Source organism: Rathayibacter sp. VKM Ac-2926, from assembly GCF_022815565.1.
Lineage (GTDB): Bacteria > Actinomycetota > Actinomycetes > Actinomycetales > Microbacteriaceae > Rathayibacter > Rathayibacter festucae.
On sequence record NZ_JALGRS010000010.1, the window covers coordinates 112,754 to 126,022 of the forward strand.

Genomic DNA, 13,269 nt, shown 5'->3' on the forward strand with positions numbered 1-13,269 from the left:
CCGGTGCCGGGCAGGCCCGGGACTCAGACCCGGCTCAGCACCCCGTCGCGCTCGACATACTCCTCGCCGGTCTCCGGGCAGCGCCAGAGAGCGCCGTCCGGACCGTCACCGGCCGCCTCGAGTCGCGCACCGGCCCGCCCGACCCAGCCGACCCGCCGGCCGGGCACGCCGACCACGAGGGCGAAGGGCGGCACGTCGGCGGCCACCACGGCGCCGGCCGCGACCATCGCCCAGGCGCCGATGCGCACCGGAGCGACGCAGACGGCTCGGGCGCCGATCGCCGCGCCCTCCTCCACCACGACCCCGACGGCGTGCCAGTCGTCCGCCGACTTCAGTGCCCCGTCCGGAGTGACGGCGCGGGGCCGCAGGTCGTTCGTGAACACCACGGCGGGGCCGACGAACACCCCGTCGCCGAGCACGGCCGGCTCGTAGACGAGCGCGTGGTTCTGGATCTTGCAGCGGTCGCCCACCACGACACCCGGGCCGAGATACGCGCCCCGGCCGATCACGCAGTCCCGGCCCACCCGGGCCCGCTCGCGCACCTGGGCCAGGTGCCAGACCAGCGTCCCGTCGCCGACCTCGGCGCGCGGATCGACGTCCGCCGACGCCTCGACGCGCGCCGGCCGCAGCGAGCGCCCGAAGCAGACCGAGTGCTCCGAGCCGAGGTAGGAGCCGAACAGCGGGATCGGCGCGTAGCCCTGCCGCGTGTAGAACCGGATCGCGTCCGGCTGCAGCGTGCCCGTCTCCAGCACCAGGCGGACCGCCCCGCGCTCGCGGGCCCTGTCCTCCAGCGCGGCGAGCACGGCCGCGGCGACTCCGGAGCCGCGGGCGGACCGGTCGACGAACATCCGCTTCACCTCGACGACGTCCGGCCCGAGCACCGAGTCCGGCAGCGGGCGCAGCCCGCCGCAGGCCACGGCGGCGCCGCCCTCGTCGACGGCGACGAGGAACACCGGCACGTCGTCGGCGGACGGCGGCGTCCCCGGCTCGTGGTCGTCCGAGCCGTAGCGCTCGTCCAGCTCGACCCGCTGCGCCGCCCGCAGGCTCTCGGCCCGGGGGTCCGCCCACTCGACCTCGACGATGCTCCAGCCCATGGCTCCTCCTCCGGCGACCGCGCGGCGAGCCCGCTCGACGGCTCCATCCTGCCCTGCGCCGCGGTCCCGCGCCCCGCGGCGACCCGGCGGGACGGCGCTCCCGGTCCCGCCGCCCGGCCGCACTGCTCCGCGCCGCCGTCCTAGAATCAGCGCATGCCCGACGACTCCGCCCCTCTTCCCGCGCCCGGCTGGTACCCGCACCCCGCCGACCTCGGTGCCGAGCTCTACTGGGACGGAGCGGCCTGGACGGATCGCTCGCGCCCCGCCGTGCCGCCCGCTCCCGCCTACGGGACGCCCGAGCCCGAGCAGCCCGCCACCCCCGGCTACGGAGCCGCGCCCGAGTACGGAGCCGCTCCCGGCTACGGCGCCGCGCCGCAGTACCCGGTCACCCCGGGCTCCGGACCGGCCCCCGGCTACGGCCCGGCCGCCGGCTACGGCGCCGCCCCCGCACGCCGCAACTCCCTCGCGATCGCGAGCCTCGTCCTCGGCATCGCCAGCATCCTGATCAACCCGCTCCTCGTCCCGTCGATCCTCGCGATCGTCTTCGGCGTCCGCGGCCGGGCCGCCTCCGCGCAGCTCGGCGGCCGCGGCTTCGCCACCGCGGGCCTGATCACCGGTGTCATCGGCATCGTCTTCGGAGTGCTGTCCTTCCTGGCACGCGCCGCCGGGCTCTCCAGCTGACCGGCGTGACGCGGCGGAGCGCCCCCTGGCTCTTCGTCGTCGCCGTCGCCCTGGTCGCGCTGGTCCTCCGGGGCCCGATCGTGGCCGTGGCTCCCGTCATCGACGCGATCCGCGGCGACCTCGCGCTCTCCTCCGGCCAGGCGGGCGTCCTCACCAGCATCCCGGTGCTCTGCTTCGCCCTGGCCACGCCGCTGGCCCTGCTCGTGATCCGCCGGGTCGGGCCGGACGCCGCGGTGACCGTCACCGTGCTCGGCGTCGCCCTCGGCACGATCCTGCGCTCGGCCGGCGACGTGGTCTCCGTCGTCGCCGGCACGATCCTCATCGGCGTCTTCATCACCTTCGGCAACGTCGTGGTCCCCGTCGTCATCCGCCGCGACGTCGCACCCGAGCGCGTCGACCTCACGACCGGCGTCTACACCGCCGCGCTCAACATCGGCTCGACCATCACCTCGCTGGGCACCGCGCCGCTCGCCCTCGTCCTCGGCTGGCGCGGCGCACTGCTCGCCTGGCTGGTGCTCAACGTCCTGGCCGTCGCCGGCTGGCTGCTCGCCCGCGGACCCGCCCGGGCCCTCCGCCCCGCCCCGCGCCCGCCGGCCGCGCGCGGACCGCAGGAGCCGGCGCCCCGGATCTGGCGCAGCGCCACCGTGCTCGCGCTCGCGGTCTGCTTCGCCAGCCAGGCCTTCTCCTACTACGGCGTCACCGCCTGGCTGCCCTCGCTCCTGGTCGACCGCAACGGCTTCTCGATCGAGGCGGCCGGAGCGAGCTCCTCCGTCTTCCAGATCGCCGCGATCATCGGCGCGATCGGCGTCCCGCTGGTGGTGCGCCGGCTCCGGCCGCTCGGCAGCATCGTCCTGATCGGCGTGCTCTGGTGCACCGTCCCGCTCGGCCTGCTGCTCGCCCCGCAGCTCTGGGCGCTCTGGTGCCTGCTCGGCGGCGCGGCGCAGGGCGGCGGGATCACCGTCGTCTTCGTCCTGCTCGTGCGCCTCTCCCGCTCCGACCGGCACGCCTCCCGGCTCTCCGCCACCGTGCAGGGCCTCGGCTACGCCGTCGCCGCCACCGCCCCGACCGTGGTCGGCCTCGCGCACGACGTCAGCGGCGGCTGGGACGCCCCGCTGCTGATCGTGCTCACCGCCACCTGCTCCTTCCTCGCCTTCGGGATCCTCGCCGCGAGCCGTCAGGGCCGCACCGCCTGAGGCACCGGCGCGGGAGCACGGCCGCGGACCCCGGATCGAGGGCCCGTCTGAGAGCGCTCCCCTCCCGGATCGGGCGGCTCGGCGTCAAGGGGCCACCGTTCTCCCGCGCGGGGCAATAGCGTGGCGGCATGGCCGAGAAGAGCACGACCCGCGAGAAGACCGCGCCCGAGCCCGACGACGCGCGCAAGCCCGACGACGTCACCGACATCACCAAGCGCTCCTGGTTCTACGTCCTGAAGAAGACCGGCCGCGAGTTCGGCGCCGACCAGTGCACCGACCTCGCCGCCGCCCTCACCTACTACGCCGTGCTGGCGCTGTTCCCGGCGCTGCTCGCCATCGTCTCCGTCCTCGGCCTCTTCGGCCAGGCGCAGGCGACCACGCAGACCGTGCTCGACCTGGTCGGCAACCTGGCCTCCGCCGAGGTCGTCGACCTGCTGCGCGACCCGATCCAGTCGCTGGTCAACTCGCCGGCCGCCGGCGTCGCCTTCGTCACCGGTCTCGTCGGCGCGCTCTGGTCCGCCTCCGGCTACGTCGGCGCCTTCGGCCGCGCGATGAACCGCGTCTACGAGATCGACGAGGGCCGCCCGTTCTGGAAGCTGCGCCCGACCATGCTCGGCGTCACCGTCGTCACCGTGATCCTCATCGTCGTCGCCGCGCTCATCCTGGTGCTGAGCGGCCCGGTCGCCACCGCCGTCGGCGACGTCGTCGGTCTCGGCCCCGCCGCGCTGTCGGTCTGGAACATCGCCAAGTGGCCGGTGCTGGTGATCATCGCGGTGCTGACCATCGCGATCCTCTACTACTGGGCGCCGAACATCCGCCAGCCGAAGTTCCGCTGGATCAGCGTCGGTTCGATCCTCGCGCTCGCGATCTGGCTGCTCGCCTCGGTCGGCTTCGCGTTCTACGTCGCCAACTTCTCCAACTACAACAAGACCTACGGCTCGCTCGGTGGCGTGATCGTCTTCCTGCTCTGGATCTGGATCACCAACATCGCCCTGCTCTTCGGCGCCGAGTTCGACGCCGAGCTCGAGCGCGGCCGCGAGCTCCAGGCCGGCATCGAGGCGGAGGAGACCATCCAGCTGCCCCCGCGCGACACCGCCGCGAGCGACAAGAAGGCCGCGGTCCACGAGAAGGACGTCCGCGACGGCCGCTGGCTGCGCCTCTCCAGCGAGAACCGCGGCCAGAAGGGCACCTCGCAGGACGACGAGGCCGCGAAGGACTCCGAGAAGGCGGCCGCGAAGGACTGAAACCGCCGCAGACATGCTGGTCGGGCAAGGCGGCGTCACGAGCCCATGCTGGTCGAGTAGCCCCGCAGGGGCGTATCGAGACCCACCGTCCTCAGCACGGCAGGACTGCAGCCGCATGTTCCGACGCCGGCGGCTCTCGATACGCCCGCTCCGCGGGCTGCTCGATCAGCAGGGCCGAGCTCCCGAGTCGCGCTCGGTTCACGACTCGAGCCGCCACAGCTCCCGGTAGTACTGCGCCCGCTCCTCGTCCGGCCCGATCCCGTACTCGCGGAGCAGCAGCGGCCCCCAGCCCTCGCCGTAGTTCCAGCCGAGGCTGACCACCGCGACCGCGAGATCGGCCCAGCGATCGCCCACGCCGAGATCGCCCACGTCGACGGAGGCGCACCAGCGGCCGTCGCTGCCGATCAGAGTGTTCGGCGCGCAGGCGTCCCCGTGCACGACGACGGGCTCGTCCAGCGCCGGAGCCGCACCGAGCGCCGCGGGGCGCCGATCGAACCACGAGTCGCCGCGCAGCGCCGCGGGCACCTCGGCCACGAGCAGTGCGTGCACCGCCCGCAGCCCCGCCGCGATCGCCCGCACCGCCTCCTCCGGCCGCGCGATCCACTCCGGAGCGACCGCGCTCGCGCCGTCGAGCGGCGCCGTCAGCAGCCACTGCGCCTCATCGTCCTCCCCGCGCTCGAGGATCCGCGGCACCGGATGCCGTCCGGCGAGCCACTCGAGCCGCACCGCCTCCCGCCCGAGGTCGACGCCGCTCGCCCGCGGATTCCACTTCAGGTACCCGTCCCGCACCCGGAAGGTCAGCCCGTCCAGCTGGTTCCGCCACACCAGCTCCGGCGTGACTCCCCCGTTGAGCGCGATCGCCACCTCGGGCACCCGCACCCCGACCATCGACGTCTGCCTGCTCAGATCCGGCCCGCTCATCCCTCCACCCTCCCGCGAGATGCCACTTGTGCACGCAATCCTCGGCGTGTCCTGTGCACAAGTGGCATCTCGCGGGAGGGGTCAGCGCAGGTAGCGGAGGAGGAGGGTGTCGCCGGCAGCCAGCACGTGGGCCAGGCGCAGGTCCCGCGGCGTCGCAGCGCCGCGGGCGATGCGGCCGGCGTCGCCCGACTCGAGCGACGGGCTGATCGTCAGGCACAGCTCGTCGACGGCGTCCGCGGCCAGCAGTGTGCCGAGGAGGCCCGGACCACCCTCGCAGTGGATCCGGCCGAGCCCGCGCTCGACGAGTGCCGCGCGCATCCGTCCCGCGTCCAGCGCGTCCTCGCCGCAGACCAGCACGTCCGCGACCTCGGCCAGCTCCGCGCGCCGCCGCTCCGGCGACGCCCCGGTCGTCACGACGATCGGCCGCACCGGCGCCTCCGTGAAGATCCGCGACCCTGGATCGAGGTCCAGCGACCCCGACACGATCGCGAAAACCGGATGCGGAGGCAGCCCCGCCGCCGCCCGCGCCACCGCGGCCTCGTCGCCGAGCACCATCGGCCCGTAGCCCTCGGTCCGCACTGTGCCCGCCGCGACGAGCACCACGTCGGCCAGGCGCCGCAGCAGGTCGAAGACCCGCAGATCCGCCTCGCCGCCTAGCGCCCCCGAGACGCCCTCGCGGGTCACCGCGCCGTCGATGCTCGAGACGAAGTTCACCCGCAGCCACGCGTCACCGGCGCCGTCCGCGTAGGCCGCGAGCAGCTGCTCGTCGTCGAGGTCCTGGGCGGGCGCCGGCCGGAGCCGGTCGATCGACGCGCTCACGCGCGGTCCGCCGTCTCGTCGGCCGCGACGTTGTGCCGCAGATACGCCGGCTGCCGCCAGCCGAGCACCGCCTCCGTCAGCCGCACCGCGTCCACCGCCTGCCGCACGTCGTGCATCCGCACGATCCGCGCGCCGTTCAGGATGCAGATCACCGCCGCCGCCAGCGATCCCTCCAGCCGCTCGCCCTGCGGCCGGTCCAGGGTCTCGCCGATGAAGTCCTTGTTCGACACCGCCGCGAGCACCGGCAGCCCGAGGACCGACAGCTCCCCCAGCCGCCGCGTCAGCTCCAGCGTGTGCAGCGTGTTCTTGTTGAGGTCGTGCCCGGGATCGACGATCAGCCGGTCGTCGGGGATCCCCGCGGCCCGCGCACGGTCCACCCGGACGCGCAGGTGCTCGATCACCTCGGCCACGACGTCGTCGTACTGCGGCGCCGTGGGCTCGCTGCGCGGCGCACCGACGCTGTGGGTGACGACGAGCTGGGCGGAGGAGCCCGCGAGCACCGCGAGCATCCCCGGATCGTGCAGCCCGCTGGTGTCGTTGACGACGGAGGCGCCCTCGGCGATGCTCGCCCGGGCCACCTCGGCGCGGGTCGTGTCGACGGAGATCACCACGTCGCTGCGCCCGTGGATGGCCGCGACCACCGGCACCACCCGGTCCAGCTCCTCCTGGAGCGAGACGGCGGGCCCGCGGCCGAAGGGGACGCCGCCGATGTCGACCCAGTCGGCGCCCTGCTCGGCAGCCCGCACCGCGGCGTCGACGGCTCGGTCGAGCGCGAAGGTGGAGCCCTTGTCGTAGAAGGAGTCGGGCGTGCGGTTCACGACCGCCATCACCGCGACCTCCCGCTCGAAGTCGAACCCGCGTCCGCCGATCGTGCGCCTCATCGTCCGTGGTCCCTCCGGCTGCCCGCGCCGAGCGAGCGTCGGCGCGCTCACCCTAGACGAGCCGCATCGGCGAGGGCTGCGGCGGCAGCAGCGGCGTCGTCGCGGCGTCCTCGAGCAGCACCTGGAAGAGCAGGTGGTCCTGCCACTCCCCCGCGATCCGCAGGTAGCGCCGGGCCACGCCGATCCGCTCGAAGCCGTTGCGCTCGAGCACCGTCTGCGAGCCGACGTTGTGCAGCAGCGTGCCCGCCTGCACCCGGTGCAACCGCAGCTCGTCACGGGCGAGGCCGAGGGTCGCGCCGACCGCGCGGGTCATCACCCCGCGGCCCTCCAGCTCGCCGTCGACCCAGTAGCCGAGGTCCGCGCTGTCGAAGGCGCCGCGCACCACGTTCGAGAGCGTCACCCGCCCGACGAGCTCGTCGCCGCGCTCGAGCACCAGCGGGAGCAGCGCACCGGACCGGTGCCCGTGCAGCGCGTCGGCGATGGCGTCGGTCTGCCCGCCGGCCTCGAAGAACCGCGCCGACCGCAGCGGCTCCCACGGCGCGAGGCGGCGCCGGTTGCGGCGGTACGCCTCGGCGAGCGCGGGACCGTCCTCGCGGACGATCAGGCGGAGGACGGTGCCGTGGCCGACGGCGATCGAGGCTGACACCCTGCGAGGCTAGACCGATCCGGTCCGTTAACGCACGAACCCCCGGCCGGGGCCGGGGGTGTCGTCGTGGTGGGCGATACTGGGATCGAACCAGTGACCTCTTCCGTGTCAGGGAAGCGCGCTACCGCTGCGCCAATCGCCCGCTGCTCCCGGAGGAGCGCCTCGCTCGGTGAACGATCGAGGTGGATACGGGATTCGAACCCGTGTATACGGCTTTGCAGGCCGCTGCCTCGCCTCTCGGCCAATCCACCGTGTACGGGATTCGGTGTCGGCGGCCCCTCGGAGCGTGAGCTCCCGTGGCCGACCAGGTGAAACACCGGCCCGGGGGCCGGTTCTTCGAGCGGATGACGAGATTCGAACTCGCGACCCTCACCTTGGCAAGGTGATGCGCTACCACTGCGCCACATCCGCATGATGTGTTGGATTGCTGTCCTGCTGCCACTTGCCTGTCTTGCCTGTCTCCCCGGCGCTTTCGCTGCCCGGCTCGACCTAGAAGACTGTATCCGAACGCCGCGCGAACTTCCAAATCGACGGCGGCCCGATTCGCGCACCGCGACGCCGGACCCGCGTCGTTCCGCGCGAAACCGGCCCGCAACCCGCTGTTCACCCGGGCGTGGCGCGCCGTTCCCGGTGCATCGGAGCGCCGCGGATCCGCTACGATCGTTTCTCGGGTCGTCCACAAGACGGCCGTCAGGGCGATTGGCGCAGTTGGTAGCGCGCTTCCTTCACACGGAAGAGGTCATCGGTTCGAGTCCGGTATCGCCCACCACCTCCCTCCCCTCCACCTTCCGCATCTCCACCCGCGCATCTCCACCCCGCGGAGGCACTCTCGTGATGGGTCGCTCCCACGCCGTCTCCGGCGCGCTCGCCTGGTCCGTCGTCACGACCGTCCCGGCCCTCGCCGCGCCGCTCGGCCTCGTCGGCCTGCCGCTCGACCTGCGGCTCGTCGGTCTCGGCGTCGCCGCCGGCTGGGCGCTCGTCCCGGACGCCGACCACGCCCGGGCGACGATCTCGCGCTCGGCACCCGGTGCGTCCCTCCTCACCGCGACCGCCGGTCGCATCAGCGGCGGCCACCGGCACGGGATGCACTCCCTGCTCGCCGTCGCCGTCGTCTGGTACCTGATCCCGCTCCTGGTCGCCCTGCGCTTCCCCGTGCCGCTGGTCGGCCCGGTCTCGCTGGCCGCCGTGCTCACCCTGCCGGCGATCGCCTTCGCCGCGAAGGCGGTCAGGGCGGCGCCGTCCTGGCCGATCGCCTGGGCCGGAGCGCTCGTCGTGACCGTCCTCCTGGTCACCCTCGCCGACGGCACCTGGGCCTGGCTGCAGGTCGCCGCGACCCTCGGCTACCTCGTGCACGTCGCCGGCGACGCCCTCACCACCGAGGGGATCAACTGGCTCTGGCCGCTGCGGATCCGCTCTCCGCGCTGGGTGCGCCGCACGCCCGTGCTGCGGCGGCTCTGGACGTCCGGCGGCTACGCCGCGATCCCCGTGCTCGGCTCGGCCGGCTCCTGGCGCGAGACGATCCTCTACTGGCTGATGTCGGCCGCCACGATCGTGCTGACGGCCTGGCTGCTCGCCGAGGAGCTCCTCTGACCCCGGGCGAGAGCCTTCAGTACACCGCGCCCGGGTTCATGATCCCCAGCGGATCGAACACCGCCTTGATCCCGCGCTGCAGCGCCATCGAGTCCTCGCCGAGCTCCTCCGCGAGCCAGCGCCGCTTCAGCAGCCCCACCCCGTGCTCGCCCGTGAGAGTGCCGCCGAGCGCGAGCGCGGTCCGGAACAGCTCGCCCGCCGCCGCCCAGACCTCCTCGCCGACCCCGTCGGACCCTGCTGGCACGACGAAGTTCGGGTGCAGGTTGCCGTCGCCCGCGTGGGCCACGGTCGGGATGCTCAGCCCGGTGCGCTCCTCGATCCCGCGGATCGCGGCGAACATCGCGGGCAGCGCCGAGCGCGGCACGCAGACGTCCTCGATCAGCACCTCGCCCTCGGCCTCGAGCGCGGGATGGAAGGCCCGCCGCACCGCGAGCAGCGCCTCGCCCGCCACCGGGTCGTCCGTCGACTCGGCGTCCCCGCCGGCCCCGGTGACGATCGCGAGGATCCGGCGCGCCTCGTCCTCCGCTCCCCCGCCGTCCGTCTGCACGAGCAGGTAGGCGGCGCCGCGGTCGAGCTGCGCGCCCGTGTAGCGGGCGATCGCGGCGAGCGCTCCCTCGTCCATCAGCTCCATCACCGCCGGTCGCAGCCGGGCCGCCGTGATCGCCGCCGAGGCGGCCGCGGCCGCGACGACACTCGGGAAGTACGCGCCGATCGTGACCACCCGGCCCGCGGGGATCGGCCGGAGCTTCACCGTCGCCTCGACGATCACCCCGAGCGTCCCCTCCGAGCCGGTCAGCAGCGCCGTGAGGTCGTAGCCGGCGACGCCCTTCACGCTGCGCCGCCCGGTCCGCACCAGGCGCCCGTCGGCCAGCACGACGGCCAGACCGAGCACCGCCTCGCGGGTGACCCCGTACTTCGCGCAGAGCAGCCCGCCCGCGTTGGTGGCGATGTTGCCGCCGATGCTCGAGATCGCCTTGCTCGCCGGGTCCGGCGAGAAGATCAGCCCGTCCGCGGCGACCGCGTCCGACAGCGCCTGATTGAGCACGCCCGGCTCGACCACCGCGAGCTCGTCCTCGAGCGAGATCTCCAGGATGCGGTCCATGGCCGCCGTCGAGAGCACGATCGCGCCGTCCCGGCCGACGGCCCCCGCGGCGAGCCCCGTCCCCGCACCGCGCGGGACGACCGGCACCCGGTGCTCGGTGGCGAGCCGGAGCGTCGCCTGCACGTCGGCGACCGAGCGCGCGCGGACCAGCGCGAGCGCACGTCCGCCGGCGGTCCACCCCGACTTGTCGGTGTGCGCGGACTCGAAGTCCGGCCCCTCGGTCGTCACCGCGTAGCCGAGCTCCTCGCGCAGCCTCCGGAGGACGAGCGCACGGCCGGTCGTCCCGGCGCTCGTTCCGATGCCGGTCCCGGCACCGCCGACGGTCTCGGCGCCGATGCCGGTCTCGGTGTGGACTGTCTCGGCGCCGCTGGTCTCGGTACGGCTGGTCTCGGTGCTGCTCATGCGGGTCACTCCGGGCGGATCGCGGGTCGGCCCCTCGATCCTTCCACGGCGGCCCGGTCAGGCGGCAGGATGGGCGGATGAGCGGAGCGCGGCGATGACGGGACCCACGAGCGCGGGGATCCTCCTGCACCGGCTGCGTGACGGCGAGCGCGAGGTGTTCCTCGGCCGGATGGGCGGCCCGCTGTGGACCCGCCGCCCGCGGGCCTGGTCGATCCCCAAGGGCCTGCACACGCCGGAGGAGGCACCGCTCGACGCCGCCCGGCGGGAGTTCGAGGAGGAGATCGGCGTCGCCGCCCCGGACCTCGACTACGCGCTCCTCGGTGCCTACCGCCAGCGCTCCGGGAAGACCGTCACCGTCTTCGCCGCGGAGTGCGCCGCCGACATCGCCTTCGTCGCCAGCAACACCTTCGAGCTCGAGTGGCCGCGCGGCTCCGGAGTGATCCGCGCCTACCCGGAGATCGAGCGTGCGGAGTGGCTGCCGCTCGAGCGCGCCCGCGAGGAGATCACCGCCGGGCAGGTGCCCGCGCTCGACGATCTCGAGCGGGCCCTGACCGCGACGGACCGACCGGCGGCCCAGCGCCCGGACGCGCAGGACTCGGCTCAGTAGTCGAGGACGTCCAGCGGGATCGCCAGGTCGTCGTCGGTCGCCATCGGCACGGGCCGGCCGAGCCGGCGGGCGCGGTCGGCCAGCTCGGCAACCAGCGCTTCGTCGACGATCTCCGCGGCGTCCTCGGGCTCGTCCTCGACGAGCATCTGGCTCGACGGTCCGAGCAGCAGCCGGGCCGTCAGCACGCCGCCACCGCGCCGAACGGGGATCTCCACCGTGGCCGCGGTCGCCGTCGAGGCGAGCATCCGGGCGTACTCGAGCACCGCGTCCGCGATGTCGTCCCCGGTGAGGACGCTCCCCTCGGCGTAGTGGATGCGTCGCACGGCGGACTCCTTCAGTCGGCGGAGCGGCCGGCTGCAGGAGAGCCCGGCCGGCTCCCTCCCCAGGGTGGCACGCGCTCCCCGGCGCGCAGGCGGATCGACGGACATCCGCCGGGGGCTTTACTTCCCGGCACCGCCCTCGCCGTGCCCGCGGTCGTCGGCCGCCGAGTAGACCCGCAGCGCCAGCGGCACGATCCGGACCCTCGCCTCGTGGAACCCGTCCGGCTCGCCGTCGAACACCTCGCTCTCGCCGTCGTGCGCCCACTCCGGGTCCACGCCGGCCGGTCGCCGCGCGCCCACCACGACGCCCGCGGTGCTGGCCGACTCGACCACCGGAGCGCGCCAGCCGGGCACTCGCCCGACCACCGGCGTCGCGCCCCGCCCGAGCGCCAGCGACACCGCGCCGCGGGTCCGGGGCGTCCGTCCCGAGTGCAGCACGCGGATGTCGAGCTGCCCGTCGTCCAGGCGCCGGCGGGCGAGCGGCGTCGCGGTGCGCGGGTGCTCCCGGTTCACCCCGACGAAGTACGACCAGACCAGCTCCGTCCGCCCGTCGCGCCGCAGCTCGAACGGGTCGGTCGAGCGCACCACCTCGAAGGCGGCGAGGACCGCGGCGAGCGGCTTGCCGATCACCTTCTCGCGCTTCTCCCGCGCGGCCACGAACTCCGGGTACAGCCCGATCGAGACGGTGTTCAGCACCGTGACCGGCTCGGCGTCCCCGGCCGTCACCTCGGCCACGTCGACGTCGCGGCGCTCGCCGTGCGCCGCCGCGTCGAGCGCGTCCTGGATCGTCACCAGGCCCAGCGCCTTGGCGAAGTGGTTCATCGTCCCGCCCGGCAGCACCAGGAGCGTCATCCCCTCGGCCCGCGCGAGCCCCGCGCCGACCGCCATCGTCCCGTCGCCGCCGTAGACGCCCAGCACCTCGGGCGGAGCGTCGCCGGCGCGCGCCGAGCGCACCACGTCGCCGAGGTCCTCGCCCTCGGCCAGCCGGTGCACCCGCGCCGCGGGGAAGCGCTGCAGGATCAGCGGCTCCGGATCCGGCCGGTGCGAGTCGCGCCCGGCGCTCGGGTTGAGCACCACCAGCAGCTCGGCTCCGTCGCCGAGAGGACGCACGTCGACCGGCGGCCGGCTCGTCCGCTCCGAGACGGGGACGTGCCGCGGGCGCGCCGGCACCAGCACCTTCCCGAGGCCCGCGACGACCGCGCCGAGCGCCGCTCCGCCGACCACGTCGGAGAGCCAGTGCACCCCGACGTGCAGGCGCGAGAAGGCGACGGCCGCGGCGAGCGGCGCGACGGCGAGTCCCACCCGCGGGTTCTCGAGCGCGACCCCGGCGGCGAAGGCGGCGGCACTCGCCGCGTGGCCGGAGGGGAAGCTCGGCGAGGTGGGCACGCGGGCGAGCCGCCGCCCCACCGGCACGTCCACCACGAGCGGCCGGACCCCGCCGAAGAGCTGCTTGCCGACGAGGTTCGCCGCGGCGCTCGCCACCGCCAGCGACGCCGCTCCCCGCGCCGCCTCGCGGGGCCGGCCGGCCAGGAGCAGCAGCGCCCCGAGCCCGAACCAGAGCACCCCGTGATCGGCGGCGCGCGAGAGCCCGACCAGCGCTCCGTCCACGAGCGGCACCGGACGGCGCGCGTTGAGCTTCCGGGCGGCGCGGGCATCGGCCCGGCGCACGGCGCGCGGCACCGCGAGGACGCGCCGGAGCAGGACGGACGGGGGTCGGGTTCCGCGCAGAGGCATGCCTCCAGGGTAGGAGGCGCCTTCCGCGACTCCCT

The 13,269-nt window shown here is 74.7% G+C and carries 13 protein-coding genes, 4 tRNA genes and 1 pseudogene; 6 read left to right on the plus strand and 12 right to left on the minus strand.

Annotated elements, in window-relative coordinates; translation table 11 throughout:
- Positions 1-23: 23 nt before the first annotated feature.
- On the minus strand, positions 24-629 hold the full coding sequence (locus MT351_RS14560) for an acyltransferase (RefSeq protein ID WP_243582551.1): 606 nt from the start codon (positions 627-629) through the stop codon (positions 24-26).
- Positions 630-701: 72 nt separating this feature from the next.
- Positions 702-1,094, minus strand: a pseudogene (locus MT351_RS14565) (GNAT family N-acetyltransferase); the annotation flags it as partial.
- A 153-nt stretch (positions 1,095-1,247) separates the two neighbouring features.
- On the opposite strand from MT351_RS14565, the gene MT351_RS14570 reads away from it, so the two are divergent.
- The 3 genes from MT351_RS14570 (at position 1,248) to MT351_RS14580 (ending at position 4,212) form a co-directional block, all read left to right on the plus strand.
- Positions 1,248-1,775, plus strand: a complete 528-nt coding sequence (locus MT351_RS14570; protein ID WP_243582525.1) for a DUF4190 domain-containing protein — start codon at positions 1,248-1,250, stop codon at positions 1,773-1,775.
- Between the two features lie 5 nt (positions 1,776-1,780).
- Positions 1,781-2,968 (plus strand): MFS transporter, encoded by a 1,188-nt coding sequence (locus MT351_RS14575; protein ID WP_308197765.1) that lies wholly within the window; start codon positions 1,781-1,783, stop codon positions 2,966-2,968.
- Between the two features lie 128 nt (positions 2,969-3,096).
- Positions 3,097-4,212 carry a YihY/virulence factor BrkB family protein gene (locus MT351_RS14580; RefSeq protein ID WP_243582527.1) on the plus strand — a complete coding sequence of 372 codons (1,116 nt, stop codon included), beginning with the start codon at positions 3,097-3,099 and terminating at the stop codon, positions 4,210-4,212.
- A 198-nt stretch (positions 4,213-4,410) separates the two neighbouring features.
- Here the strand turns inward: MT351_RS14580 and MT351_RS14585 are convergent, their stop codons facing one another.
- From MT351_RS14585 to MT351_RS14615, 7 genes are all read right to left on the minus strand, one after another.
- On the minus strand, positions 4,411-5,133 hold the full coding sequence (locus tag MT351_RS14585) for a phosphotransferase (protein ID WP_243582529.1): 723 nt from the start codon (positions 5,131-5,133) through the stop codon (positions 4,411-4,413).
- Between the two features lie 81 nt (positions 5,134-5,214).
- Entirely contained in the window at positions 5,215-5,952 is a 738-nt protein-coding gene (locus tag MT351_RS14590) for a pyrimidine reductase family protein (protein ID WP_243582531.1), read from the minus strand.
- Positions 5,949-6,833 carry a dihydropteroate synthase gene (gene folP / locus MT351_RS14595; protein ID WP_132436323.1) on the minus strand — a complete coding sequence of 295 codons (885 nt, stop codon included), beginning with the start codon at positions 6,831-6,833 and terminating at the stop codon, positions 5,949-5,951. The genes MT351_RS14590 and folP overlap by 4 nt, the downstream gene beginning before the upstream one ends.
- Before the next feature lie 52 nt (positions 6,834-6,885).
- Positions 6,886-7,479, minus strand: a complete 594-nt coding sequence (locus MT351_RS14600) for a GNAT family N-acetyltransferase (RefSeq protein WP_243582532.1) — start codon at positions 7,477-7,479, stop codon at positions 6,886-6,888.
- A 67-nt stretch (positions 7,480-7,546) separates the two neighbouring features.
- Positions 7,547-7,621 (minus strand) — tRNA-Val (locus tag MT351_RS14605).
- A 38-nt stretch (positions 7,622-7,659) separates the two neighbouring features.
- A tRNA-Cys gene (locus tag MT351_RS14610) sits at positions 7,660-7,730 on the minus strand.
- Positions 7,731-7,818: 88 nt separating this feature from the next.
- Positions 7,819-7,890: transfer RNA gene (locus MT351_RS14615), tRNA-Gly, on the minus strand.
- 282 nt (positions 7,891-8,172) lie between these two features.
- Between MT351_RS14615 and MT351_RS14620 the strand changes: the two genes are divergently transcribed.
- Positions 8,173-8,248: transfer RNA gene (locus tag MT351_RS14620), tRNA-Val, on the plus strand.
- Positions 8,249-8,313: 65 nt separating this feature from the next.
- Positions 8,314-9,069, plus strand: a complete 756-nt coding sequence (locus tag MT351_RS14625; protein ID WP_243582553.1) for a metal-dependent hydrolase — start codon at positions 8,314-8,316, stop codon at positions 9,067-9,069.
- Between the two features lie 16 nt (positions 9,070-9,085).
- Here the strand turns inward: MT351_RS14625 and MT351_RS14630 are convergent, their stop codons facing one another.
- Positions 9,086-10,573 (minus strand): FAD-binding oxidoreductase, encoded by a 1,488-nt coding sequence (locus MT351_RS14630; RefSeq protein ID WP_243582533.1) that lies wholly within the window; start codon positions 10,571-10,573, stop codon positions 9,086-9,088.
- Positions 10,574-10,667: 94 nt separating this feature from the next.
- Between MT351_RS14630 and MT351_RS14635 the strand changes: the two genes are divergently transcribed.
- On the plus strand, positions 10,668-11,180 hold the full coding sequence (locus MT351_RS14635; protein ID WP_243582535.1) for an NUDIX domain-containing protein: 513 nt from the start codon (positions 10,668-10,670) through the stop codon (positions 11,178-11,180).
- Here the strand turns inward: MT351_RS14635 and MT351_RS14640 are convergent.
- Positions 11,174-11,503, minus strand: coding sequence for a hypothetical protein (locus tag MT351_RS14640; RefSeq protein WP_123735875.1), 330 nt, complete (start codon positions 11,501-11,503; stop codon positions 11,174-11,176). The two genes, MT351_RS14635 and MT351_RS14640, sit on opposite strands and share 7 nt — an antisense overlap.
- Positions 11,504-11,620: 117 nt before the next feature.
- A complete protein-coding gene (locus tag MT351_RS14645) occupies positions 11,621-13,234 on the minus strand; it encodes a bifunctional phosphatase PAP2/diacylglycerol kinase family protein (protein ID WP_123735876.1) in 1,614 nt (537 codons plus the stop codon).
- Positions 13,235-13,269 lie beyond the last annotated feature (35 nt).

Coding starts and splice junctions, on each gene's coding strand:
- MT351_RS14570 (WP_243582525.1), top strand. CDS start 1,248: ATGCCCGACGACTCCGCCCCTCTTCCCGCGCCCGGCTGGTACCCGCAC.
- MT351_RS14580 (WP_243582527.1), top strand. CDS start 3,097: ATGGCCGAGAAGAGCACGACCCGCGAGAAGACCGCGCCCGAGCCCGAC.
- MT351_RS14585 (WP_243582529.1), bottom strand. CDS start 5,133: ATGAGCGGGCCGGATCTGAGCAGGCAGACGTCGATGGTCGGGGTGCGG.
- folP (WP_132436323.1), bottom strand. CDS start 6,833: ATGAGGCGCACGATCGGCGGACGCGGGTTCGACTTCGAGCGGGAGGTC.
- MT351_RS14625 (WP_243582553.1), top strand. CDS start 8,314: ATGGGTCGCTCCCACGCCGTCTCCGGCGCGCTCGCCTGGTCCGTCGTC.
- MT351_RS14630 (WP_243582533.1), bottom strand. CDS start 10,573: ATGAGCAGCACCGAGACCAGCCGTACCGAGACCAGCGGCGCCGAGACA.
- MT351_RS14635 (WP_243582535.1), top strand. CDS start 10,668: ATGACGGGACCCACGAGCGCGGGGATCCTCCTGCACCGGCTGCGTGAC.
- MT351_RS14645 (WP_123735876.1), bottom strand. CDS start 13,234: ATGCCTCTGCGCGGAACCCGACCCCCGTCCGTCCTGCTCCGGCGCGTC.